The organism is Dictyobacter kobayashii (genome assembly GCF_003967555.1).
GTDB classification, from domain to species: domain Bacteria; phylum Chloroflexota; class Ktedonobacteria; order Ktedonobacterales; family Ktedonobacteraceae; genus Dictyobacter; species Dictyobacter kobayashii.
The window spans coordinates 5,796,088-5,821,105 of sequence record NZ_BIFS01000001.1; the positions used below are offsets into that span (position 1 = coordinate 5,796,088).

The window sequence follows — 25,018 nt, forward strand, 5'->3', positions numbered from 1 at the left end:
CCAGAATTTGCCGTGCTCGCTCGGAAGTCGTGATCAGGAAAGCATGTTATCACCCCAATTCTTGATCTGATACTCTCTCACGACACCTTCCAGGTAGAACGGGTCCGACCTGGCGAAAGCCTCGGCGGCGGCCCGGCTACGGAAGAGCGCCATATTTCCACCTCCTGGGTCAGTAAAAGGACCTACGCCCACTACCTCGTCGCGGGCAATGAACTGATCCAGGAATGCCTTGTGGCGAGGGTAGATGGCCATAATCTCGTCGCGAGTCTTTCCGGCGCTGCTGCCAATCACTGCAAATAACATTTTTCATCTCTTTTCAACAAACTTTTCTGCTCTTTTTTTATCTTGAGCAACATTTACGAGAACTGTTGCTCAAGAATGCAATTTACTGGTTTTGGAAAAAGTATACCTGATGGGGAGCGGCTTTTCCAGGAATAATCCTTTTAGCGGACAGCGCGTTGTTCCCTTAAGGATGCTCTGGATCACTCTTAGTATCTCTGATATGCATCTTTGCCAGGGTCTGCGTGCGTACCTGCTCGATATTCAGGCCCAGACGTTCCAGGATCTCTGTGACTTCGCCCTGGCGCAGCAGGCCCAGCAGCAGGTGTTCGGTGCCCAGAAAGTGATGGTTGAGCTGCTGCGCTTCATCTATAGCCAGCTCAATTACATGTTTCGCGCCTGGAGTCAGGCCGATTTCTCCATACGCCGAGGCTGTGCCACGTCCCATATGCTCCTCGACCAGCTGGCGGGCCTGCTGGAGCTCGACTCCGAGACTGGCAAGTGTCTGTCCCGCAATACCATTGCCTTCGCGTAGTAAGCCCAATAAAAAATGCTCAGGGCCAATCGCGCTATGTTTTAAGCGACTCGCCTCTTCTTGAGACAGACTCAGTACGGCCCGGGCCCTATTAGTAAACTTTTTAAACCTATCGCGCTCATGGACAGGAGCTTTGCGGCCCCCGCCACGGCGGCTGCCGAGTCCTGTTACGATGCGCCCTAATAAACCGCTAATCGAAAAAGATAGATTAAGGGTAGCCATTGAGCAGATCCTTTCGCAATCTATTGCTGAACAGAGTAAGCTGTAATTGCAATATGCAGTACAAAGTACTTATTAGCTCCTTCTGTAGCAATAGTACGGCAGGTGACAGGCAAAAGGTTCCCACCGGGGCAGATTATATATTTATAGCCTGCTGCTGTGTTGTCTTGCATGCGTACGTGCGCTGACGCGCCCGAGCGTATTTTTTAATGGAAGTTGCAGGCCTGGGCTCTGCCCAGGCCTGCAACTTCCATTAAAAAGAGATTTAGGTATCAGAATCTGTAAAATCTACCAAAAGAGATAATTTTGAGCTCTAAAGGCCAATATCTTATATGTAAGAGTGAGTTGCGGAATTGTGCACTTCGCTGTTCTATCATGACCTGAAAAGCCTCTGGATGAAAAGAACCAAAATCTTCAGTATTTATGGGTGATTTGTGGAATTGTGCATCGCACAATTCCACAAATCACCCATAAATACTGTTCGGGTGCGTCAGCACACGCACGCACGCGAGTGCTACGATCCCAGGGGGCACCAAAATCAGACCCTTTGTAATTCAGAACATCTTTTTGCAGATAACAAGATCGATTATGTAATGAAGGAATTACCAAATGCCCTTTCATGTGTTCCATGTCATGGGCTAACATAGTGATAGAGGAACTTTTTTCTGACCTTCTCCGTAGACAAGGCAGATAGCTAATAGTAAGGTAGAAAGGTTTGATCTATGCAACAGCAAAGCCAGCGCCGAGGTTTCTCACCTTTTCAGGTGTTACCTATCGAGCAAACACTGCAAGCCTTTAACTGGTTTACAGCGATGAGGAGTAGCCAGCCGGTTTATTATGATGAACAATCACATATCTGGCATGTTTTCGGCTACGAGGATGTGAAGCAGGCACTCACTGATCCTACCCATTTTTCGTCTGAGGATGTGCCGGGCTTTTCCGAGGATACTTTTTTACAGGGGACCGTCGTCGCCAAAGATCCACCGGCCCATCGCAAGCTACGCAACCTGGTCAACCAGGCCTTCACGCCGCGCGCCGTCAACCATCTCTCTGATCGCGTGACGCAGATCGCGCAGGAATTGCTGGACGAGGTGCTGCCAACTGGCAAGATGGACGTGGCAAAGGATATCGCCTTTCCCTTTCCAGCTAAAGTCATCGCTGAACTGCTAGGGGTACCTGCCGAAGACTGGGATATTTTTCGTCGCTGGGCGGGTGGAGAAGATGGGAATACCCGGCCCGAATCGCCGGAGCAGGCCATGCAGATGCGCCACACGATGGAGCAGCAGATGTATGCCTATTTTGCCCGCCTACTGGAAGAGCGCCGACGTTCTCCCCGTGAGGACCTGATCAGCAGCCTGAGCGTGGCCGAGATCGACGGTGAGCGCCTGAGCGAGAACGAACTGGTCAGCTTCTGTATCCTGTTGCTGGCAGCCGGGCAGGAGACCACCAAAAACCTGATCGCCAACGCCATGTACTGCTTCACCGAATATCCCGAGCTACAGGAACGCTTGCGGCAAGATCCAGCCCTGATGTCAACGACGATCGAAGAAGTACTACGCTTCCTGCCGCCGGTCTGGTTTACCTTCCGCCGCACCGCCAGCGATGTCGAGCTGGGTGGAAAAACCATTCCAGCCAACTCCATCGTCCTGGTCTGGAACGCCTCGGCCAACCGTGATCCCGAGCAGTTTCCCGAGCCTGACCGCTTTGACATGCAGCGCGAGCCCAACCGGCATTTCACCTTTGGGCACGGCATCCACTTCTGCATTGGTGCTCCGCTGGCCCGGCTAGAGGCGCGCATCCTGCTACCCATGATGCTGGAGCAGCTCAAAGACATCAAGCGCGTCCCCGATGTGCCCATCAAAGTAAACGCGGGCATCGTCTACGTCATCCAATCGTTACCCATCACCTTTCAAGCGAAAGCATAAAGCGTCAAAGAGCACCTGTAGACCCCGAGTCGCCCGGAAGCGTTCATTGCTTGCGGGCGGCTCGGGGTCTCTATTTCGTCGCATGGTCGGGCATTGGCTAAGAGCGTTACCTATCGGGCATGCGAGCGTTTATGTGAGCTGCATCAGTGTCCTGGTCAGCACCTGCATGCCAAACTGGATATTGGCCACGGACACCCGTTCATCATGTCCATGGGCTAACTCATGGGGCGAAGGCAAGCCGGGTTCCGGGCGCGTAGGAATGAATCCATAGCAGATCACTCCGCGAGCGGCAAGGTAGGATGAGTCGGAGACCGCCGGTAGCAGATAAGGGACGACGCTGGCTCCTGGATCGGCGGCGGCGATGGCCGCATTCAGGGCTGTAAACAGGGGAGTAGCTGAAGGCAGCTCGTGACCAGGTTTCTCCTGCTCAAGCGTGATTGCGATTTTGGGGTCAGCAATGCGATTGCGAATCTCTCGCTCAAAGGCTTCTGGCGTCTGACCAGGGATGTTGCGCCCATCCAGTTGTACAGTGGCTTCGCTGGGGATGACATTGATTGCCCCGGCGGTACCGGCCTGCAGGATAGTTGGCGAGGCTGTATTATGCAGCATGGCGCGCAGGGGATTAGCGATGCCCGGCTCCAGGCCCTTCAAAATCATCTCTGACAGAGCCGGATTGAGAACTTGCTGCAGCAGCAGGCCGCGTGCACGCGTCTGTGTGGCAGCCAGCGCCTGGAGAAACGTCCTGGTCGTGGGGGTGACATGCATCGGGAGCGGCGTCGTATGCAGGCGCCGGATCGCCCGCGCCAGGCGTGCAATGGCATTATCGTTATGGGGAACGGAGCCGTGTCCGGGCGTCCCAGAGGCACGGAGCGTAATATGGGCACAGCCTTTTTGAGCTGTCTCGCACACATATAAGCGTTGGCCGCCCAGCTCAAACGCGAAGCCGCCCCCTTCATTGAGTGCATATTCGGCATCGACCAATTCAGGCATGTTCTCAACAACCCAGCGCATGCCCCAGGTCCCAGACCGTTCTTCATCTGCGACGGCCAGGAGGATAATGTCGCGACCGGGCAGAGGGCCTCCTTCTCGTACCTGACGAGCCATGTGCAGCAAAAGGGTCAATTCCATCGCCGTCATTTGCTTCATATCGGCGGCCCCACGACCATAAATATAGCCATTGTGGATCTCACCAGAGAACGGATCAACCGTCCAATGGTCGCGCTCTACGGGCACAACGTCGGTATGCGACAGAAGTAGCAGCGGACGTTGTGCCCCGCTCCCTCGCACACGAGCCCAGATGCTCTGGCGGCCCGGTGCTGGTTCGAGAATGCGGATCTCAATGCCGGCCTCCTGTTCCAGTTGGGATCGCAAGTAGTCAACGGCCAGGTATTCGTTCCCAGGAAGATTGACCGTCTGGCAACGTAACAATGCCTGAAGGTGGCGCACCGCTTCCGCGGCCAGCGTATCCAGGTCTGGTATCGCCATGGTCGATGATCTCGTCTCACTCATGAGTCGCACTCCATTTTTTTGTTGCATAGGATGCACTACAAGCCAAAATATATAAATGGCGCCGGAATCCCCTGATTGTAAATAGTAATAGTCATAGCTGCTGGCATCGATCATCGTATCTGCGGGGCGCCACTCCTATTTGTGCTGTTCCAGTATAGCAGCAAGCAGGCTTGCTCTCAAGAACATTTGCCGTGAGAGCAAGCCTGCAGCGAATATGTCGTTCCTTGAAGGCGTCTTGTTCAGAGTGTCTACCGAAGCGTTGGTGCGTAGGATACATATCTTGTTGAGGAAATTTTTATTGGGTGAGATGCTATGAATCTAATTTCCTGGTGGATGATTTTCTATTTGTGACGTAGTTCATAGTAGAAAGCATGTGTTTGCTGTATTCTACGCATAGAGAGAAAAGCAGCTGTTTATTGAATGTCAAATGCGAGCATTGCCAGCTGCGATGGCGCCAGTTCATGCGATGGGCATCCCTATAGTCTCAGGATTTGAGCAGGGCCGCATGGAACGATTGAGAGGAAGCAGGCGTATGAATATGCGAATGCATAAAAAAAACGTTGGGCGGATAGTAAAAAGATGGTGGTTGAGGGTGGCGGCACTTGTGATGCTGGCTGCTGTGTTGAGCGTGGCGGGCCAGGGTTCACAGGTGTTTGCCGCCGGCCGCGCGGCTGCTCCACAGGAGCCTCTGACCTCGATACGTATGTTGGATTACTCAAATGGATGGGCCTTAACGGATAGCAAAATTTTAAAGACGCGCGATGGCGGCTGGCACTGGCAGAATGTGACGCCATCCGGGACCGTGTTGAACCGCCTGGCAAAGGCCGATTTCATGAATAGTCAATATGCCTGGGTGGCCAACATAGCCGTCGGCGGGAATATCGAAGTACTGCGTACCGCCGATGGTGGGATTCACTGGCAGCAGGTGCAGATCGCGAACACCGCTGGTGCATATCTCACCGATATGCCACACTTTTTGAATGCCAATGATGGCTGGCTCTCGTTCTCCGTCGCCTATGGGATGAGCTCAGGTATCCTGGGCGACGTCTACCATACCACGGATGGTGGGCTACACTGGAGCAAGCTGGCAGATTACACACAGGTGCTTCAGGGACTGTATATCAATGGCCAGGCTTCTGGTATCTCGTTGAAGGATGCCAATAACATCTGGTATACTGAGGACCCGTTTGATATGAATAATCTTACCGGGGCCTCGACGTTGGATCATGCCTTTGCATCCGTCTCTCATGATGGCGGGAAAAGCTGGCATCTACAGCAGTTTCCGACTATTCCAGGCTTGAAGAATGCGCACTACACGACCACCCCGCCCCTCTTCTTCGGCCAGCAAGGCATCATGCCTGTTTACGTCTACACCCCGGATCGGAGTGTCAGTGGTCTGTGCATCTACACCAGTAATGACGGTGGTAACCACTGGTATACACAGCAATTTACCAACTTCACTCCCAACATGGTCAATCTGGCTGATCCCGCCCACATTTATGCTGATACCAGGGATGGTCGGGTTTTTGCCACCAACGACGGCGGACTCCACTGGTTCCAGGTGACCTCTACCGGCGTTATCGGCGACCTGAGCTTTATCGATAGCCACGATGGCTTCTTTATCACTGCTACCAGCAATCAATACCTGCTGCGTACCAGCGATGGCGGCCACAACTGGCAGCGTATCAACTATACCATCAGCTAAAGCCCGGACGCCTGTCGGTGACAGGCTGTAATCGCAAAGGGGGCCATCCTCTCTCGCACGAGAATGGCCCCCTTTATGCATGGTAACTACCTCCTTTATACTGAATTTAGGGCTCGGTGCCCCAGATCAAGTGACCCTGGTAGTAGGCAGTAATTTTTGGAGCGGGTGCATAATTAGTCTGGCTACCATTAAAGGAATAGTCGTTGGCCTGATTGTAGTTAGACCAATCATTTTTATTGAAGCGATCCTGAATCTCGGCACTGGTCGCGCCCGCCGCCAGGCTACCTGCGCCGGATGTAAAGCTTACCTCCAGATAGTAATCGGCATTAGTGCGTCCCGAAACCGGAACGAATTTACCACTGATATTGGCGCAACCGATTCCCGAATAATCGCAGTTGTAGGTCTGAGGCTGATTGCCATCGATCGTATACCAGTAACGGATCGTGACATCACTGAGATTAATGGCACTCTGGCCGTTATTGACCACCTCAAAGAGTGGGCGGATCTCATTGGTAGTAATGACACCAGGATTATTAACCTTATAGTCGATCTGTAACGAGACACCATTAACCGGGGTTGGTGTTGGGTAGGATTAGGCGGAGTTGGTGTCGGTGTCGGATTAGGTGGAGTCGGCGTCGGGTTAGGCGGTGTTGGAGTTGGATTGGATGGAGTTGGAGTGGGAGGTGGATTATTCCCGCCCAGGGCAAACTCAATCGGGGTCAGATAATTCTGTTTCGTCTGATTGACCGTCGTCCAATCATCATTTAAGATACCGCCTGTATCGCCAGAATCAGGATTCCAGCACCAGAAGGTCCAGTTAATGCCACCAGAGCCTTTGCCCAGATAATTGACCAGGGTTGTCAACCATTGCTGGTCGGATTGGGTTGCCAGCTTGGTGCCAAATTCACCCAGCCAGACCGGGGCAATATTTTGTTTGGCGATATAGCCCCAGTGTTTGTCCCATACGGCTGGCAGGTTGTTAGGATAATTCGGATCGCTAAACCAGGTCTGGTTGTAGACACTGGCTGGATAGTCATGGGCCGAATAAACCAGGCGATTCGCGACGTTCAGCTGTACCGGTTTGGTCGCCACACCTTCCAGGTTGCCGCCCCACCAGTAGCAATCGCCGCTGGTCGCGCCACCAGGACCATAGCAGTCCACGCCCTCAACAAAGATAAGCCAGTTAGGATTCACCGCCAGAATAGCATTGCCTGCTCGCTGGGCAGCCGCCTGCCAATCGGTAGCGGGATCGCCACAGCCCCAACAGGCTGGCGCATGTGGCTCATTATGCAGGTCAGCTCCAATCACGGTTGGATTATTGGCATAGCGTTGAGCCAGCATCGTCCAATCCGAGAGCCAGCGCGATTCAGGATAGGCCGACGTATACCAGAGGGCCGACTGCGCCCCCGAATCCGGCCGATGTTGATCCAGGATAATGCGTAGTCCTTTTTGACCAGCATAACCGATGATCTTATCCATAATCTGGATGCCGCTCAGCCCCTGCAGGTCTGGATTTTTTGAAAAATCAATACCATTGGGTGTACTACCCGCATCGAATAGCTGGTTAGAATAGGGTAGGCGGATCGTGTTATAGCCCAGACTACTGATCTGATCCAACATATCTTTGTAGCTGCGCGTCCAGAGTCCGTGAGCGACATAATTTGCCGTCTCAAAGCCAAACCAGTTAATACCCGCGATTCTCACCGGTTGATTATTCGAGTCCAGGATCTGTGAACCGCTGGTATGCCAGTACCCGGTACCCGCTGCTTTGGCCTGATTGGCCTGGAATTGGAACAAACTCACACTAATAAGCATCGCCAATGCTCCAATCATCAACAGAGCGCGACCATGTCGCCATATGTTCTGTCTTCGAACAGATGTGATGAGCATAGCTTCTCCTTTCCGATTTGCTCCCGCCGACCGTGGCGGGAAAGGGATACACCTAATGAATAATGGATAAGCTGCAGCGAGGTCAATCTATTAGTGGAGACTGAATAAAAACTGATGACCGCTTTATCATTTTTTGTTCATCATAATAGCTATAAAGGTATACAATGTATCTACTGGATGAATGTATATGGTACTATTAAAATAGATAAAGGCCATATCGCAAGCGCAGGGATAGCGGGAATTATTTGAGGATAGGTACAGCGATGTATTTATTTCAGCGCACTGGCATGTACTTTTGTACGGGATATACAACGACGCAACTCACTCATATCTATGGCAGATGACTCACGATTTATCTGGGGGGAGAGAACGCATGAGTACACATCTTTTACGTACCGCTCGTTGTCTACGCAACCTGACTATCAAGCAGCTCGCCGATGAAGCCCGCATCGGTTCATCGACGGTCTGGCGAGCCGAGCACAGTTACCCCATCAACGCGGAATCGCGCCGCCGCCTCTGCCAATACTTTGGCATGACCGCCCGTGAGCTCGGCCTGGTCGAAGAGGAGCAGACAACACTACATGTGGAGCAAGCAGGCTCCGGATCAGCTACCAATCCTCACACAGCTGGTATACAGCGCACACCGATGGTGTTGCAGAAAGGCTTCCAGCAGGAGCACCGGTCAGGCACCAGGGAGCCTGAAATTGCCCAGGAGCAGCGCGCTGGCGCCTGGTTGGCCTTGAATGCAACCGAGCTCTCAACCCTCTTTGAGGCGGGTTGGACCATTGACGAGGTACTCAACTCGCTGCGGGTCATCTTGCGCGGCGCCCAGGGTATGCCACCCAGTGTCAGGCAAAAGATCATGCAGATTAAAGATATTATCCCATCCTCTGATAAACATATCTCTATGGAAGAGCGCGTACACCTCTGCGATACCTTGCGCCAGAGCGTATCGGAGGGCTGGCAGCGCTTCCATACTATGCGTCCCACCGAAGTACTGGTCTCGGCCCAGGCACAGCTCTACCTGGTTCAACAGACCCATGAGCTGATCTTTCCAGAGGTACGCTATAGCCTGTATGCTGGCCTCTACAACCTGATCGGGGCCGCCGCCTATCTACAGGGTTCTTACGCCGCCGCCCAGCAAGCCTATACCAAAGCGCATATCGCCGCCCTGGAAGGGGCCGACATCTGGAATATGGCCCAGAACCTCAACTGGCAGGCCATCATCGCCAATGTGCGCGGCCAATATGAGTCCGCCATTGCCCATATCGAGGCGGCCCTGCGCTTGATCGCCAGCCAGGAGGGAGAAGCGTATGTGCGCCTGCGTGCGCACCTGTTTACGGACTGGGCTTATAATGCCTCATTCCTGCAGGATGCTCATCAGACCGAGGAGAAGTTGGATGCCTCGGCCAAATTTCTCGAGAAGCTGGGTCCGCATGAGGAATTTGACGCCACCCAATGGCAGCAGATGGCGGGCAGCTCTATGCTAAACCTCAAGCACTATTCGCGGGCCGTCAACCACCTGGAGACCGCGCTGGAGCAGCAGCCGGAGCCCTGGATCATACGGCGGGCCCGCACCCTGATGCCGCTCGCCGAAGCCTACGCCCGCAAACGCGAACTGGACGCCAGCCTGGTTACGGCCAGACATATTGTACCCTTGCTTGAAGAGATTGACTCCAGTATGCTCAACCAACGCTTTGTTGAATACCAGCAGGTTCTGGTCAAAGCATTTCCCCACGAACAGCGTGCCCACGCCTTTATCCAGAGCGCGCGCCCGCGCCCCATGCTCACCGAGAATTGAGTTAGATTGAAAGGATAGGTAGATGACGGCAGCAGACTTTCTGCGGGAGCCGGGCGTGGGACCAGCGAGTTGGCGCGCAATGGCAGGTTATCCATGAACACTTGAGCCAGCTACCCGACTAGCGCCTGACAATAGATGCTTATAAAGCAAAAATAAACACGACATGTACGTGCGGGGCTTGCCCCCGCTTTTAATCTTCCTGCCCGAAAAATCAACAATAACAATGCCGTGCTCTCATATAAATAGCTGCAAAATTCTCTTTTTGTTGCTTTTTCGAGCGGGAAGATTAAAAGCGGGGGCAAGCCCCGCACGTACTGATCGTTATTCTTGTTGCGTCCGATGCATGATTGATTCTTCAATGAAAAGTATTGGGGACAAGCTCCGAACCTATGCGCCTCGTTATTCTTGTTGCGTCCGATGCATTGATTGATTCTTCAATGAAAAGTATTGGGGACAAGCTCCGAACCTATGCGCCTCGTTATTCTTGTTGCGTCCGATGCATGATTGATTCTTCAATGAAAAGTATTGGGGACAAGCTCCGAACCTATGCGCCTCGTTATTCTTGTTGCGTCCGATGCATTGATTGATTCTTCAATGAAAAGTATTGGGGGCAAGCTCCGAACCTATGCGCCTCGCTTTTCTTGTTGCGTTTTTCAGATGGATAGGGATAAAGGCGGCTTTTTTGCTGTCGGTAGATAGAGACGAATGGCCTTCTTTCGGTTATAATGGTGCCATTATTTTTATCTTCTGGATGGACGCGAAGAATTCCAGGGAAAAGGAATTATTTAGTATGAAAGAGCAGATGCTGCTGGATTTTGAGCTGGCTCATAATCGTTTGTTGAGTGCGGCGCAAGATGCAGCTACGCGGGGCGTGGTCCTGCCTGATGGCTGGAGGGCCTGGGAGATTGTGGCGCACATAGGAGCCTGGGAGGTTGAGGCATCACATCGTATTCCTGCTTTACTGGCCGGGGCCGGAAACAAGGATTATGATACCACGGACTTTAACGCGAAGGCTCTGGCCCAGGCGGAGGGGCAGACGTTTGAGCAGCTGGAGGGGGCGCTGCGCCAGGCTCACCAGCGCTTGCTAAGTTTGCTGGATGCATTGGATGCGCGTCATTTTAATGTGGGCGGATTGGTGCACGATTGGGTGATCAATTCTATGAACCATAATCTTGAACATGCCCAGGCACTAGAAGAGGCGGGCGCCTGAATTATCTGTTTCAACCGAACAGGCCAGTCGGGAGGGCAAGCACCTGCGCTAAGAGCGATTTTGTGCTTGCCCTCTCTTGCTTGATCGTTTGTCTACGTTAGAAAGTCAGGCCATGACGTTGATAGTTCGCCGGGTCCTGTTCGGGAGGGAGTGATACTACGCGCGAGACAGTATTGAATAACATCGTTTCACGTTCATCGTTTGCATAAGTTGGCCATGGTGGTAGCGTTGTTACATTAGGATTGCCGTTACGGATGAACGCGATCCAGGCGGCATGCATTTGCTCGGCCAGCGCGTATTCCTCGGCTCCAAAGGTAAAGCGGAACGGAATTTGGAGTGGGTGAGGTCGGTTCAATGTGTTCCAGACGAATGGTAGCTCCAGGCTATGGAAGGCCCCGTGCGAGGTTTTATCCCAGTCGAAGCGATAGAGCCAGACCGGTAGATGCTGATATGCCTGCTCCCTGGCCAGATGTATGACCCCGAGCCGGTACAGATAGTCGGTCAGGACGATGGCCCAGGCCTCCTCAGGCGGGTGTTTCTGTCGGGCCGTCGCATAGGCGTCCGCTGCCGTCGCGCTATTGGAGCCAAACAAGGTGTGGAGTATTTGCCTATCTGGATGGGTCAATTGAGGATCGAGTGCCATATAGAGCCGGGCCTCATCGCGGTTGGTGCCGAGCAGCAATGGGACTCGGGCCCCCTTCCCCTGTGCCACCGCGTCGAGAGGGTAGTGTGGGAGCGTCGTACCATCCACTACAGGACCAAAGTAGCGCAGGTGTCTCACACCCCCAATACTCTCGCTTTGGATAAAGCGGATCTGCGCCGCCAGCAGCTCATCGGTTGAAAGCGTCAGCAACTTCTTCGCGTCATGGGCGCTTAATCCCAGGCCCGCGAGGAAACGGCGCGTAAAACTGGTCGCACTGGCGGTATCACGAGTTGTCTGACCCGCTCCACTTTCCAGGATCGCCTGTTGAAAAAAGCCCTGGGCTGCCGGTAGGGCCAGCAAAGCCCCTACACACATCGCGCCCGCCGACTCACCCATAATGGTCACCCGGCCAGGATCGCCACCAAAGCGCGCGATATTATCATGTACCCATTTAAGGGCCGCCACGATATCTAACAAGCCAGAATTGCCCGACGACGCATACTTCTCACCCAGCAGGTCCCCGAGATAGAGGAAGCCAGCAGCCCCCAGGCGATAATTGAGCGTCACCACTATCATATCGCCATCGAAGGCAAACTTTGTACCATCGTATTGAGGTTCAGAGCCAGAGCCAGAGACAAGTGCTCCGCCATGAATCCATACTAATACTGGACGACGTCCCTGACCCAGGCCAGGCGTCCAGACATTTAAATACAGGCAATCTTCATCCACCGTAGCCTCGGCGGCCAGCTGTGGATCCAGAGCCTGTAGTGCCCGGGGACCATAGGTGGTGGCGTCTCGCACCCCCGGCCAGGGTTCAGGTAACTCAGGAGCGCAGAAACGCAATGCTCCAATCGGTGGACGCGCAAAAGGTACGCCCTTAAAAGTCAACACCGGGCCTTCCTGAGCCCCTTGTAGCTTGCCATAAGATGTATCAACGATGATATTTTCCATTATTTACTCCCCTCTGAGCTCAAATAATGTGTCACATGTTTATCGATTACAAGCATACATGATATGAATTATAAATTTCAATAGCGCAAAAAAAGAAATCATATCCTCCACTTTTTTGAGCCTTATCAGTATAGCAAATTATCTGATCAATTGGAGGATGGATATTACCTTGCGGGCTCCAATAAAAATGCAGACTGTGCCGCCTTTCTCTATAGCGCGAAGAGTGGCGCAGCCTGCAGGCGCGTGGGGCGGGAACTGGTTAGATTAGCCTGGCATAATGCCCATGACCAGCATATTGCCGGTGGTGCCGTCAAAAACCTCTTCGCCACTATTGTAAACTGGCTGAGGTGTTGGCGTTGATTTTTTGTCGATACGTCCCGTAGGAGGTCCGCTGGGAGCTGGGAACTGACCAGTAACGCGTACATAGCACACGATAGCGTCGTCTGCTACACCGGTCGACTCGCCTTTCATCAACTGGCTGGCCTCTTTGCTGGATACAAATTTGATACTGGCAATGGATATCGGTGTTACAGAACTGATGCGCATACCCTGGAAGCCATGGACTTTGATGTATTGGCGCACATCGTCCACTGTGAATGTAGGTGTTGTACACAGGTGTGGCTTGATGGCCGGAGCGCCTATGCTATTTGCGGGCGCGGTCGGAGGTGTGCAGTGCGTACTGCTGACACTGGATGGCGTTGTTCCAGGTCGGATAATAAACCAGCCACCGATAGCTAGCAAGATTAGCAGGATAGCGATCACTAAAATAATTGATGGTCGCTTCATAATAATACTCCAATTCACTGGATTTATTCTCTTATATTCCATAACGTGAATAGCAAGCATTTTGTGACCGAAAGGGAGAAGCAATTTTTAAGTGGGCAACGACGTGAAGCTCTACTTACATGAAAGCGGTAAGGAGCCAGCCCGCAGCGGGCTGGCTCCTTACCGCTTTCATGAAGTTTTGTGTTTATTTTTTTGGTGGGACGAGGGCGCTGAGGAGGACATCGAGGGCGGCATTGAATTTTTCGTCGCTCTGCTCAGCTTCGGTGAAGTCGCAGACCATACGATCCAGCACCGCGGTTTTGAGGTGGCTGGACTGAGGGTTCCAGGTTTCAAAGACATGGCGGTCGAGGGTGAGGGGGAGCAGGCGTTTGCTGCCACCCTCGCGGCTCTCGCGCGATAAGACCGAGTCGAGCTCATAGAGGACCGCTGGACGTTCAAGCGAGCGTTGGGAGCAGATCAGGATGGTACGATCAAATTCGTTGACGCCTTTTTGCATCCATTGGTAGGCCTTCTCGCCAGGAACACCGTCCATCAGGAAGAAAAAGGTGCGCACCCCCTTTTTGTTGAGGGCCTCGTTGAGTCGGTTGGCGAACTCCTGGTCGGGTGCCCCATAGCTGATAAAGGCCGATTGGCGTGGCTGAGCCGGGGTGCTGAGCGCGGAGGTTAGCAGCATCAGTTCCACGCCAAAGTCGAAACGGCTCCTGCTGGGATCAAAGACCGAGCGTTCGCGGCTCAGGAGCGAGAGGCCACCCTCTTTGAGTAGCGCATCCAGACCTTTGCGCGTATATTTGCGGGTCAGGTAGAGTCGAATCGTATCCTGGGGTGGAAAATCGACATGGGTGCGATCGGGCAACGAGATCTTCCTGGTTTCGTTACTATTATTATGGTAGAGGGCCTTAATGCGAATCGCCCGATCCTGTTCGACCGCGCCGATAAACGAGACATCATCCAGGTTGAGGCGCAGATCGGTATTTTGCAGCAGCGAGCTAGTGACGAACTCAGTAAACGGCCGGCTGCGTGAATACTCATCGGCCGCCTCCTGAACCGCCTCATCCTCTAGCGTCTCCGTATAGGCCACTTCAAGCAACAGACGATCCTGGGGACGCAACAATTTGGTCAGAATTTTAAGCAGCGTACCATCTTTCTCGAAGTTGGCCAGGGTATTGCCCAGCAAAGAAAACAGGATAGGATCATCTTCGACAATGCGATCCAGGATGCCGCGGCACTCCTCCACATTGCGTTGACTTGAGAAATCGAGCTGGATGGGCAGCACCTTGCGTCGTTCCAGTGAAGCCCCCTTGGTCGACTCCTGAACGCCCACGCGCAGCATTTCAGGGCTCATATCCACCGGAAAATAGAAGAGGTCGGGATGAATTTTATACAGGTCCCGTAACACATCGCGATCCTTATGACCGGTGCCGACACCCAGGCTCACATAATGGTAGTTCTGGCGATCCAGGCTGGGCAAAATCTGCGTCCAGCGTTCAGGGAATGACTCAATGCTCTCTTTCATCACCAGGTAAAAAGGATCATTACAGGCATGCGTCCAGGCCAGTGTGGGGCCGATGCCCCAATAAGAAAAACCGGAAGTGATTTCCTTGCCATCACCTGTAGAAGAGGCGCGACCCCGTAAATGTTGTGTCAGAGTGGCCAACTTCTTAGATTGATCTTCGCCGATAAAGCATAAAGTCCAGCCCACGCGCGCGCTGTTGATAGCCTGTTCGATTCTGCTCAATTCCTGCTGTGGCTTAGTCAGTTCTGGCCCATTCATTTCGCTTGCCGCTTTCCTCGTATTAATTTGTCCGCCTGCTGCATCGCGGGTTGAGAAGGTCTGGTCTAGATAACCTCGCTCCATAGTTGTCTCCCCACACCTGTTTTAAACTATTCCTATGATACTACTATTTTACCAGCAATTGTTCATTTTTGATAGGCTAGAAATCACGCTCGGAGAGGAAAGAAGCGGGGCAAGCCCCGCGCATGCAATTATTAATTTTACGAGCAAATAGGAAATAAAACAATAAATGAAATGAAAAAATAAAAACGATCAGTACGTGCGGGGCTTGCCCCCGCTTCTTTCCTCGGCGCTCGAAAAAAGCGACAAGAAAAGCGATTTGCAGCTATTGCGTTATCTTCGGGCTTGAACGGATAAAGCGGGGGCAAGCCCCGCACGTACTGATCGTTTTTATTGCTGCTTTCGATGCGTTGATTTATTCTTAAATGAAAAGTATTGGGGGGCAAGCCCCGCACGTACTGATCGTTTTTATTGCAGAGGTTAATTAAAGCTATCGGGTGCTGGATTGGCGCTTACGGGCGGTGGGCTGAGGAGGATGTTGATATCGTCGGTATTGGTGGGCAGGTGGTCGGTGCCGAAGGGGAGACGGATATCGACGCTATCAACGCCAGGTTGCGCGGCCAGATACGTTTTAGCGACGTCGGCGGTGGCTCCTTTGATGGGGAGGCGTAGTTTTTTGATCTGGGCATCGCTGAAGATGTAGGTCCAGGTGCCCCGCGCTTTAAGCGTGAGATAGACGATACCATCCCTGCCCGGTTCGGTATTGTCGGGTCCATTAACGGTAATCTGGCCTTGCAGCTGATAACTATTGCCCAGTTTTTTCTGGGCATAGCTATTGAGCAGGGCGAGCGCCGCCGCATCCGCGACGTTCTTTTGATAGGCTGGCACAACCCCCTGCGCCTTGATACTGATCTGTACTTTGTCGGCAGTCGCGTTGACGGGATCATTGGTATTGACCATAACTATCTTATAGTCAGGTTGGCCTGCCATGATCTCGCCGGTTTTGAGTTGTTGCTGTAATTCTTTGCCAAGTTGCTGTTTGAGTTTATTGAGTAGATTATTTTTAGAGCCATCCAGGTCTGCTTGCGAGAAAAAATGGGTTGTGGCATCATCCACACCGCCTGTGAAGGGAGCCGGATTGCTGGTGTACAGAGTAGGTGTGCAGCAGGCGCCGATGATGGCATTGGCGGAAATATTACCGGCCTGACCGGTCTGGACAGCCACGGCCGGGACACTGAGTCGGCCAGGCTGATTGTCCTGTTTGGGTGGGATAGAGGCGTCCTGCGTCAGTTGTACCTGAATGCCGTTGCCGGTGGTGAGGATGAGATTTTTCGAGACTGGAATCGCGTTGGGCGAGGTATTAACAAATAGCACGGCGCCGTGGGCTTGCTGGCCCTGGGTTTTATTGATACCGGTCGTGGTAATAATGGTCTCGGCGGCCTCGGTGACGGTGAGCAAGCGATCAGGGATGGCGCGGGCATTGAGATCGGTCGACTTGATCTGGGGAGAGGCGGTCAGCAAGAAGGCATTCTCCAGGTTGCTCGATTTAGGCGTGATGCGCACCGTGGCGGCATTGGTCATTCCGGGCAAGGCGAGATCGGAGGGGAAGATACTGGCTCCGAAGACACGCGGGATCAGTAACATGGCCAGCAAGAGCAGGGCGACCAGGGCTAAAAGTAAGAGGAAACGTCTCCGTTGTCGGGGCGGCCTCGAGGTCGCAGGCTCATCGGTGATGCGTACCCGGTGCCGAGCACGCTCAGCGCCATAGGGACGCTCAATTCTATCGGATCGCTCATCGGTGATTCTTTCAAGGCGCTCAGGCCGTTCAATGTGGTCTGCTCGCTCGCGGGTCTCACTGACCGCCACCGGGAGCGGGCTATCGCCGCCGCGTGGCCGTTGATGCATGATAATCGGTCTGGGCGGGTCTGCGGGCGGACGGCGCAGGCCAGGGGCATGTTTATTGGGACGAACCTCCGCCGCTGCGGCAGGCGACTGGCCAGGCGGTTGATCTTCGGGTTCAAGCTGAATAGTTGGCTTGACGGCCCGATTTGGCTTAACACTTTCCTTGACCGGTAGAGGTACCGAGGTACCCTGCAGCGCAGCCAGAAAGGCCACGCGTAAAGCCGCCACCGTAGGATAGCGCTCCTCGGGCAGCTTGGCCATCGCCGTTTTCACCACCTCATCCAGTTCTGGCGGAATCGAGGCATCGTGTTCGCCCGGCGACGGAATAGGATCATGCAGGTGCATCTCAATCACGCGCACCTCATCGGGATCATTATAAGGCAGGTTCCCGGTCAGCATTTGATAGAGCAAAACACCCAGGGCATAGATATCGGTCAACGAGGTCACGATCCCCATTGTTTGTTCGGGGGCCATATAGTGTGGTGTTCCGGGCACCTGCTCAAGAGGGATCGGCTTGCCGACCTGGCTGGCATCACCGGGACGCATGGCCCGCACCAGGCCAAAGTCGGCCAGGTAGGCATAGGGAGGCATATTGCGCCGCAGCTCAAGCAAAACATTGGAGGATTTAATATCGCGATGGATTAAATTATGTTCATGCGCGTATTCGACCGCGTCCAGCATCTGCTGGTACATAGTCGAGACCTCACCGAGGCCGGGAAGGTTATGGCGCAGATAGCTGGTGAGGGTCCCACCCTCGATAAACGGCATCACCAGGTACAGGATACCCTGTTCATCTCCAAACTCGATCAACGGCAAAATATGTGGATGTTGGAGGCGAGCAACCGTCTTCGCCTCGCGCGCGAAGCGCCGCCGCATATCAGGATCTGCGGCGTAATCACCCAGGATTACCTTAATGGCGACTCGACGATCAAAGGCCGTGCGCTGCCGCCCCTCGTAGACGGCTCCCATCCCACCGACACGAATCCGGCGGATAATATCGTAGTTGCCGAGTTGCTTGCCCTCAAGAGACAGCATTGCGTACGTTTATCCTTTCAATGAACCAGACGAAACTAGACCCCGCCCGGCTGGTGCTGTCGGTGTGGTATCTGACCCATTGACCGGGGGATTGTTGCCCCCCGGTGCGCTATTTGAGCCAGAAACTGCTAGCACATCAATTTTAATCTGCGTTGGATCGCCTGGCAAAGTCTTGCTGTCATCGCTCAGCTTGATCGCCACGCTCTTAAAGCCCTTTTGTGCGTTCAAGAATGCCTGGGCATCGGCCAGCTTTTTGCCGGCCAGATTGTGGGCCAACTGCGCCTTCTGCGCATCCCCTATCTGATAGGCCCAGGTCCCCTGCGCGCTCACCAGTAGGGATATATTTCCCTTCTGGCGATTGACGCTGACCACGTTGGTTACAATATGGCCGACCAGGGCGTAGCCGGTCCCGGGATCGCTGGCCGCCTTCTTCTGCAAGCGGTCTTGCGCCACCTGCTGGGCCCCTTTCTGATCGTAGGCCATACCCGTACAGGTCGCCGAGACCGTCACCGAGGTCGACGTTATATTATGCCCCTGATCGCCGATCTCTCCTCGATTGCTGGTCACATTCTTCGTACAATTCGGGGTCCCGATCAACTGCTCATTAGCCGTCAACTGCTTAGTGAAATCAGCCTGTGCCTGTTTGGACAGCGAGGCCACCAGCGGGTTCACCACCGCATCTACATCCCCCTGCTGCACAAACGTATAATCCTGCGGGTCCTGACCACCTGCGAAAGTATTATTAGTCACAAAGATGAAATTATTGGCATTGCAACAATTTCCATTGAGTGTTCCAGCATCAATATTTCCAATCGTACCGCCAGTAACAGCATGTGCTTTAATTGTTACCGTACCAATAGTATTAGTAGCTAGTTGCGCGGCAGGAATTGGAGCTGGTTCATCGGTAATTATGCTTACCCCGGCTCTTGTAGAAATGACAGTGCCTGAGGCGACTGTAAAGGGTTGGGTCGATCCATTCTTAAATGTTAGTGTGCCATGTGCTTTAGCGGCTGGCGTCTGGGTATGGCCGGTGCCGGTGACCTGACGTGTCTGGGCTCCTGGGGTAGCGTTAAGGTTTTGCAGGCTGACCTGCAACTGCTGGGCGTTAGGATTGGATGTGACGGCCTGCATGACGTAGTTGTCGGTCACCACATGGCTATCCGGCGTGATGGTAATGGTAGCGGCAGTGGTTGAGCCAGCCTTTGGTAGGATACCGGAAATTGGTTGTACCACTGTGCTCTGGAAGCTAGCCGGGGCCAGCCAGCCATAGGCTAGCATACCCATTGCCAGCAAGAAAATGAGCAAGAGCAAGAGTAGCAATAGGAGTCGTCCCGGGCGGCGCTGATTACGTCGGGCCGGGCGCTGCGGAGGATTTCCTCCGCCGCTGGGTGGACGTTGTGCCGCTATCGAGCCGGTATTGCCAGAGGCCGCAGCTACCGGGGTACCATGATTGGCAGCGGCGGCGCCAGCCAGTCCAGCCGCGCCTATCGCGGCCGCACCCATTCCGCCAGAGCGACGGCGGCCCGCGCCATGGGTGGGTGGTGGTACATCAGAGTCGTCCAGTTCGGTTGGTACGATGATGGGTGGCTCGTTGGGTTTAGCTGGATTGCGCACGGGTGTTCGACCCGTGTTTGTCCCACCAGCGGCGCGTGGATTAACAGGCTGCAGGTCGATGATGCCCGGGCTGCCCCCGGCGGCATTATTCCCCTGTTGCGTGGCGTTGGGATTCTGTGCCTGCGCATTAGGGGTACGGGTAGCTGGATCGGCCGCTTTGGCTGGTTCATCGTCATCTAGATCGCGAGGTAAAGGGGCCGACCGATTAGCGCGGCGCATGCGATCTGCGGTCAGGCCCGCACCTGCTCCGAGGGCAGCGGCTCCCGCGACACCTGTCCCACCGGTTGTGGGGCCCAGATCATCATCATCATCCAACGTACTGCGATTGGGTGTATTTGGCATGCGCGGCGTCGATGGAACCTGGGGCGAAGGCGTACTGGCGATTGGCGCGCCCGTTTGTGGCTCCGGCTCCTCAAACTTCATCGTCGAATTGGGATCGCGTGGCTGCGCAATGCGGCTGGCAGCGGCCCCGGCGGCCGCACCTGCGACCGCCCCGCCTGCCGCCGATTTACCCCACCCACCAAAGAAGCGGCTTTTCTTCTCCGGGGCAGGTTCTGGCTGTGGAGCGGGCGTAGCTGGATTGCCACCCTCGCGTAAAGTCTGCGTATAATCTTCCAAGGATGCATAGACAGGAAAGCGCCGCTGGCGCGCAAATTCTGCCGGCCCGGGGCCGCTCGGGCAATAAAGACCATCTCACCCTGCAATTTGCGGCGGACACTTTTTAAATCATCAAAATCCTGTGGACGCTGAAAAGCTTTATTTGGATTGGGAAGAACGATTACAATCTGTTCGCGATTCAATTTTTCCTGGGTCAAGATAGCCCCAAGTACACTTTTGCGATCGTCGTTGGGAGAAACATAGATGACACCAATAGTTGCACTTCGAGGGTCATTCATTCCCAGCAGATCCGTGCCGTTACCCTGTCTCATAATCCATCCCTCTATGCCATAAATTTGCGTTCCTCGCCTATGGCGTTCATTTTACACTATACTGATCGATTAGGAAAGAGAAGAATAAGTTTGCTTATGCAAAATTAAAGTATTCTCACAAATATTAGATGTTTTATGGCTGCGTATAACTTTTTGCCGCCTGCGGCGGCGGGCGAGGGGTGGGGGATGAGCAGGGGGACACCCCCTGACCCCCGCCATGGGACCTTGCAGGCCCCCTGGACCCCCGCCATGGGACCTTGCAGGCCCCCTGGACCCCCGCCATGGGACCTTGCAGGCCCCCTGGACCCCCGCCATGGGACCTTGCAGGCCCCCTGGACCCCCGCCATGGGACCTTGCAGGCCCCCTGGACCCCCGCTGTGGGACCTTGCAGGCCCCCTGGACCCCCGCTATTTGCGAGTGTGTCTGACTCCCATCAAGATGGGAAGCATGCCGTTCTTGTGCGGACGTGCGCTGGCGCGCCCGAGCTTTTTTTCTCTTGTGTGGTGCAAAAAGTGCGCACAGCCCACTTTTTGCACCACACAAGATGACTTCTTGAGCGCCTTTGGCGCTCAACCTCAAGCGCGAAGATCGCGGAGATCATGAGGATCAGACACACTCTATTATTTTAATGTTATATCTTTGTTATACGATTAGCTGTTGCGTGTCGTATATTAAATGCCCTGCTATGGCCGAATGGGGCGAAGGGCTATTCTTAATCCTTTTCTCTTTTTCTTTCCCGCTTCGGATTTTCGGTATAAAAGATTTGCTACCTTATTTATCTCAAGAATAGGGTCGATTCGTCAAGCATACAGTATCAACGGATTACCCATTGGCTGATTTTGGTACCTGGATGTCCTGAATTTGTATGTTTATGCTGGCCGGGTTGGTTGGTAAGGTAGCTGTGTCACCCCCCTTTATATGAATGAACACGTTGGCGATGCCATTTTGCTGTTTTAGTAATGCCTCAGCCGCGCCGACCGATTTTCCGGCCACAGATTGGAGTAGCTGTCGTTGGCTCTGTGGGCTAAACTGATAGGCCCAGGTCCCCTGTGCGCTGACGAGCAAAGTGATATTTTGCGACTGACGATTGACACTGACCACCTGCGACGTAATATTGCCGACCCGGGCATAGCCTGTCCCGGGATCGCGGGCCGCCATTCTCTGCAAGCGATCCTGGGCCACCTGCTGGGCCCCTTTCTGATCATAAGCCATCGCAGTACAGGTCGCCGAGACCGTCACCGAGGTCGAGGTAACATTGTGTCCCTGATCGCCGATCTCCCCCTTATTGCTGGTGATATTCTTTGTACAATCCGGGTTCCCGATCAGTTTTTCATTGGCGGCTAATTGACCGTTGATATCGCCCTGTGCCTGCTGTGTAAGCGTCTTAACCAGTGGATTGACCACAGCATCCACATCTTCCTGCTGCACGAATTTATAATCCGCAGGATCTTGACCGCCTGTGAATGCACTTGTGTTTTGAACTACTACAAAATTTCCTGTAGTACAGCATGTTTGATTAATGTTTAATGCCTGGATGTTTCCTATTGTTCCAACCTTTGTAGCGTGGGCAGAAATTGTTGCTTGACCATCACGATTGGTGTTAGTATTAGCTGCCGGTATGGTAATTGGCCCATCCGTTAAAAATTCCGTTCCGTTTGGTCCTGGTATAGTAGTAGCGACAGATATTGTGAAAGGATTAAAAGATCCATTAAGAAATGTTAATATGCCTTTTGATACTGTTCCGTTGGTTTGGGTGTGGCCTGTACCAGTTATCTGACGAGTCTGGGTTGTGGGTGTGGCGGTCAGGTTATGCAGGCTGACTTGGAGTTGCTGAGGGTCGGGATTGGTGGTGACGGCTTGAAGTACATAGTTGTCGGTGACGGTTTTGCTGCTGGGGACGATGGTGATGGTGGGACCGCTCGGGTTGTTGGCGGTTCCTGGAAATATGGCGCTCATGCCGGTGAGGGTGTGGAGGCCCGGGAAGATGGGTGTGAGCAAGACAAGGAGCAGGCCGAGAATGAGTAAGGCGCTGACGAGCAGGCCGATGGTGAGCTTGCGGCCCGGTCGGCGTGGGCGCGTTGGTATAGATTGGCCGGTGCCTCCTGAGCGGGCAGCTTTTTGTCCGGATGAGCTGTAGGCCTCTGGTGGCAGCACGCGCGTTGGCGGGACCGCTGCCCGGCCTGTGTTCGCGGGCGGGACCGCGTGTCCTGGCGAGGTGTTGAGGCCGCGCGATGTACGTAGCGAGCTGCGTGCCGGCGTGCCGGTATTCTTATAGTCTGAATTGCGCCGTGGTGGCATTGATGGATAGGCTGCGGCGTCGGATTCCTGATGTGGTGGGTGGGCCGCCTCGCTGTCCAGTTCGTATTCAGATGCATCGATGTAAGCTATAGCATCAGGGGCCAGGTCGTCCATGTCGCCGGGCAGGTTGGGGCTGGACCAGATTGAATTGGCTGCTGTGGGCGGTTTGCGGGTCGCGCCATCTGGCGTAGCTGACGGCAGGGAGGGGTGCGACAACGAAGACTGCCGGGGTGGGTGCAGCGACTGCTGGCGTGAGATCGCATGCAGCGTGCTGGCCGAAATCACCTCCTGTACCGCATCCCAGAAATCCAGGGCATCCACGTAGCGCTGGCGCGGATCTTCCGTCAGGGCGCGCAGGATCACATCATCCAGGTCCGGTGGTAGCAGCTCAAACAACTCACTGGGTCGGATGAGCGGCTTGATGGGGGCACGGTTCCGCAGATCGACCAGAGAACGCTTGAAGGGTAGCCGACCCGTACACAATTGATAGAGGATCACCCCCAGCGCGAAGATGTCGCTGGCCGGCTCGGCCCGGCCCCGTAGCTGCTCGGGTGCCATATAGGGTAACGTCCCGCCTGCCGCAAAAGTAAAATGGGTCGCATCCTTCTCCACCGCCAGACCAAAATCGCTCAGAATCGCCTGCTCACCCCACCCGGAAGGGCCCGAAAAAGAATGTTCAGCGGCTTCAAATCCCGGTGGATCACCCCCTGAGAATGGGCGTAGGAGACCGCCTGGCATAGCTGCTCAAACACCACCAGCGTCTGAGCGAACGCGAAGGGCACCCCGGGCCGCAAACGCTTATGGAGATCCCCGTTCTGGGCATACTCCATCACAATATAAGGCACAAACGACCCCTGCGACCCATCCAGCAGCTCCAGGCGAGCCCCCCATAGATCCGCACCACATTGGGATGCTGCCAGCGAGCCACCTGAGCCGCCTCCTTCAAAAAGCGATCCACGGTCCGCTGCTCCAACTCCTGCGGCTTAATCACCTTAACCGCCACCTCACGCATCTCACGCTCATCCCAGGCCAGGCAGACGTCCGCCATACCCCCGCTGCCCAGCACCCCATCCAATCGATAGCGCTGCCCCAGACGCTCCAAAGGAATCCCATAGCGCCACAATTTCATCGTAAGCACCTCAAAACAAACACACAAACAGACAAAAAGCCACCCATGAATGGCAAGAGCACATATGGAATAACTATATACAATATAAGCAATTATTTCATTGTTATAGGAGAAAAGCAAGTAAGAACGCATCTCTTCATGCAAACGACACCCCAAAAATCAGCGACCTCCCATTTCCGCTTTTAAGAAGATACCGGGTATCTACAGATATAGAAAGTCGTAATAGTAATGGAAGGGAAGATCAATTGGATGCATTTAAAAAACCTCGCCGCAAAAAATTTACCCCTCTTAAGCCGATGCGCCTTGAAGGATATGACTATCATTTGCCAGGCGCCTATACCATTACCATATGCGCCCGGAAGTTACAGCCTTTGTTTCTACACCCTACTTTACGCGACATCTTATATAAAGAATGGGAAAATCTCTCAAAACGCTTTGCCAATGTCGTTCCAGGAACAATGATTGTCATGCACAACCATATCCACTGCATCCTCATAATTGAAGGCAATGACCCACACGAAAAAAGCGTCACAGATATCATTGGTACCTACAAATCCATTGCCGCCAATGCCTGGTTGCGCTACATCAAAGAAACAGGTGATCAACAAAGCGGCAAAATATGGAAAACGCGCTTTTATGATCATATTGTTCGTGGGAAGATTGATTTTGATACCCAGACAGCTTATATCCTCAACAATCCAGCCGCATTTGAAGCCAAGCAGAAAAAGCACCATAAAGGAAAAGAAGAATAAAATCCAAAATGTACGTGCGGGGCTTGCCCCCGCTTTATTCCTCGCCAAACGATAAGGGAGAATAAAAGATGTTATTGTTAATTTTTCGGGAATAGAGGGAGGAAGCGGGGGCAA

At 53.8% G+C, this 25,018-nt stretch carries 17 protein-coding genes and 1 pseudogene; 5 read left to right on the top strand and 13 right to left on the bottom strand.

All coding sequences use genetic code 11. The features are described from left to right. Window positions 1-33 precede the first annotated feature (33 nt). Window positions 34-303: a YciI family protein gene (locus EL645_RS25855; protein ID WP_126553568.1), complete on the bottom strand. Its 270-nt coding sequence runs from the start codon at window positions 301-303 to the stop codon at window positions 34-36. A 163-nt stretch (window positions 304-466) separates the two neighbouring features. Continuing rightward, window positions 467-1,036: a Clp protease N-terminal domain-containing protein gene (locus EL645_RS25860; RefSeq protein ID WP_126553570.1), complete on the bottom strand. Its 570-nt coding sequence runs from the start codon at window positions 1,034-1,036 to the stop codon at window positions 467-469. 719 nt (window positions 1,037-1,755) lie between these two features. Between EL645_RS25860 and EL645_RS25865 the strand changes: the two genes are divergently transcribed. Continuing rightward, window positions 1,756-2,958 (top strand): cytochrome P450, encoded by a 1,203-nt coding sequence (locus EL645_RS25865; RefSeq protein ID WP_126553572.1) that lies wholly within the window; start codon window positions 1,756-1,758, stop codon window positions 2,956-2,958. Window positions 2,959-3,087: 129 nt separating this feature from the next. Here the strand turns inward: EL645_RS25865 and EL645_RS25870 are convergent, their stop codons facing one another. Further along, window positions 3,088-4,467 (bottom strand): M20/M25/M40 family metallo-hydrolase, encoded by a 1,380-nt coding sequence (locus tag EL645_RS25870; protein WP_161977693.1) that lies wholly within the window; start codon window positions 4,465-4,467, stop codon window positions 3,088-3,090. A gap of 532 nt (window positions 4,468-4,999) precedes the next feature. Here EL645_RS25870 and EL645_RS25875 point away from each other — a divergent pair. After that, window positions 5,000-6,172, top strand: coding sequence for a WD40/YVTN/BNR-like repeat-containing protein (locus tag EL645_RS25875; RefSeq protein ID WP_126553576.1), 1,173 nt, complete (start codon window positions 5,000-5,002; stop codon window positions 6,170-6,172). A gap of 106 nt (window positions 6,173-6,278) precedes the next feature. Here the strand turns inward: EL645_RS25875 and EL645_RS43120 are convergent, their stop codons facing one another. Then, the gene (locus tag EL645_RS43120) at window positions 6,279-6,659 is read right to left on the bottom strand and encodes a cellulose binding domain-containing protein (protein ID WP_170207718.1); all 381 of its coding nucleotides are present in this window, start codon (window positions 6,657-6,659) and stop codon (window positions 6,279-6,281) included. 185 nt (window positions 6,660-6,844) lie between these two features. Next, window positions 6,845-8,062, bottom strand: a pseudogene (locus EL645_RS43125) (glycoside hydrolase family 5 protein); the annotation flags it as partial. A 373-nt stretch (window positions 8,063-8,435) separates the two neighbouring features. Between EL645_RS43125 and EL645_RS25885 the strand changes: the two are divergent. Further along, window positions 8,436-9,863 carry a helix-turn-helix domain-containing protein gene (locus EL645_RS25885; protein WP_126553578.1) on the top strand — a complete coding sequence of 476 codons (1,428 nt, stop codon included), beginning with the start codon at window positions 8,436-8,438 and terminating at the stop codon, window positions 9,861-9,863. 790 nt (window positions 9,864-10,653) lie between these two features. Continuing rightward, entirely contained in the window at window positions 10,654-11,073 is a 420-nt protein-coding gene (locus EL645_RS25890) for a DinB family protein (protein WP_161977694.1), read from the top strand. Between the two features lie 97 nt (window positions 11,074-11,170). Here the strand turns inward: EL645_RS25890 and EL645_RS25895 are convergent, their stop codons facing one another. The 8 genes from EL645_RS25895 to EL645_RS25930 all read right to left on the bottom strand — a co-directional run bounded on the left by EL645_RS25895 (window position 11,171) and on the right by EL645_RS25930 (window position 24,152). Beyond that, window positions 11,171-12,667 (bottom strand): carboxylesterase/lipase family protein, encoded by a 1,497-nt coding sequence (locus EL645_RS25895; protein WP_126553582.1) that lies wholly within the window; start codon window positions 12,665-12,667, stop codon window positions 11,171-11,173. Between the two features lie 264 nt (window positions 12,668-12,931). Next, window positions 12,932-13,453, bottom strand: coding sequence for a hypothetical protein (locus tag EL645_RS25900; RefSeq protein ID WP_126553584.1), 522 nt, complete (start codon window positions 13,451-13,453; stop codon window positions 12,932-12,934). A gap of 184 nt (window positions 13,454-13,637) precedes the next feature. Further along, complete coding sequence (locus EL645_RS25905; protein WP_126553586.1) at window positions 13,638-15,308, bottom strand: L-histidine N(alpha)-methyltransferase; 1,671 nt, start codon at window positions 15,306-15,308, stop codon at window positions 13,638-13,640. A 417-nt stretch (window positions 15,309-15,725) separates the two neighbouring features. Then, window positions 15,726-18,182: a serine/threonine protein kinase gene (locus EL645_RS25910; protein WP_126553588.1), complete on the bottom strand. Its 2,457-nt coding sequence runs from the start codon at window positions 18,180-18,182 to the stop codon at window positions 15,726-15,728. A 9-nt stretch (window positions 18,183-18,191) separates the two neighbouring features. Next, window positions 18,192-20,414, bottom strand: coding sequence for a hypothetical protein (locus EL645_RS25915; RefSeq protein ID WP_126553590.1), 2,223 nt, complete (start codon window positions 20,412-20,414; stop codon window positions 18,192-18,194). Between the two features lie 1,133 nt (window positions 20,415-21,547). Next, window positions 21,548-23,659, bottom strand: coding sequence for a serine/threonine protein kinase (locus EL645_RS25920; RefSeq protein WP_371865761.1), 2,112 nt, complete (start codon window positions 23,657-23,659; stop codon window positions 21,548-21,550). Beyond that, complete coding sequence (locus EL645_RS45765) at window positions 23,653-23,853, bottom strand: protein kinase domain-containing protein (RefSeq protein ID WP_371865762.1); 201 nt, start codon at window positions 23,851-23,853, stop codon at window positions 23,653-23,655. Before EL645_RS45765 ends, EL645_RS25920 begins: the two co-directional genes overlap by 7 nt. After that, window positions 23,853-24,152, bottom strand: coding sequence for a protein kinase domain-containing protein (locus EL645_RS25930; RefSeq protein ID WP_161977695.1), 300 nt, complete (start codon window positions 24,150-24,152; stop codon window positions 23,853-23,855). The genes EL645_RS45765 and EL645_RS25930 overlap by 1 nt, the downstream gene beginning before the upstream one ends. A gap of 245 nt (window positions 24,153-24,397) precedes the next feature. Here EL645_RS25930 and EL645_RS25935 point away from each other — a divergent pair, with 245 nt between their 5' ends. Further along, window positions 24,398-24,904: a transposase gene (locus EL645_RS25935; protein WP_126553598.1), complete on the top strand. Its 507-nt coding sequence runs from the start codon at window positions 24,398-24,400 to the stop codon at window positions 24,902-24,904. Window positions 24,905-25,018 lie beyond the last annotated feature (114 nt).

Coding starts and splice junctions, on each gene's coding strand:
- EL645_RS25860 (WP_126553570.1), bottom strand. CDS start 1,036: ATGGCTACCCTTAATCTATCTTTTTCGATTAGCGGTTTATTAGGGCGC.
- EL645_RS25855 (WP_126553568.1), bottom strand. CDS start 303: ATGTTATTTGCAGTGATTGGCAGCAGCGCCGGAAAGACTCGCGACGAG.
- EL645_RS25895 (WP_126553582.1), bottom strand. CDS start 12,667: ATGGAAAATATCATCGTTGATACATCTTATGGCAAGCTACAAGGGGCT.
- EL645_RS25870 (WP_161977693.1), bottom strand. CDS start 4,467: ATGAGTGAGACGAGATCATCGACCATGGCGATACCAGACCTGGATACG.
- EL645_RS25910 (WP_126553588.1), bottom strand. CDS start 18,182: ATGCTGTCTCTTGAGGGCAAGCAACTCGGCAACTACGATATTATCCGC.
- EL645_RS25875 (WP_126553576.1), top strand. CDS start 5,000: ATGAATATGCGAATGCATAAAAAAAACGTTGGGCGGATAGTAAAAAGA.
- EL645_RS25885 (WP_126553578.1), top strand. CDS start 8,436: ATGAGTACACATCTTTTACGTACCGCTCGTTGTCTACGCAACCTGACT.
- EL645_RS25905 (WP_126553586.1), bottom strand. CDS start 15,308: ATGGAGCGAGGTTATCTAGACCAGACCTTCTCAACCCGCGATGCAGCA.
- EL645_RS25900 (WP_126553584.1), bottom strand. CDS start 13,453: ATGAAGCGACCATCAATTATTTTAGTGATCGCTATCCTGCTAATCTTG.
- EL645_RS25930 (WP_161977695.1), bottom strand. CDS start 24,152: ATGAAATTGTGGCGCTATGGGATTCCTTTGGAGCGTCTGGGGCAGCGC.
- EL645_RS25890 (WP_161977694.1), top strand. CDS start 10,654: ATGAAAGAGCAGATGCTGCTGGATTTTGAGCTGGCTCATAATCGTTTG.
- EL645_RS25865 (WP_126553572.1), top strand. CDS start 1,756: ATGCAACAGCAAAGCCAGCGCCGAGGTTTCTCACCTTTTCAGGTGTTA.
- EL645_RS45765 (WP_371865762.1), bottom strand. CDS start 23,853: ATGGAGTATGCCCAGAACGGGGATCTCCATAAGCGTTTGCGGCCCGGG.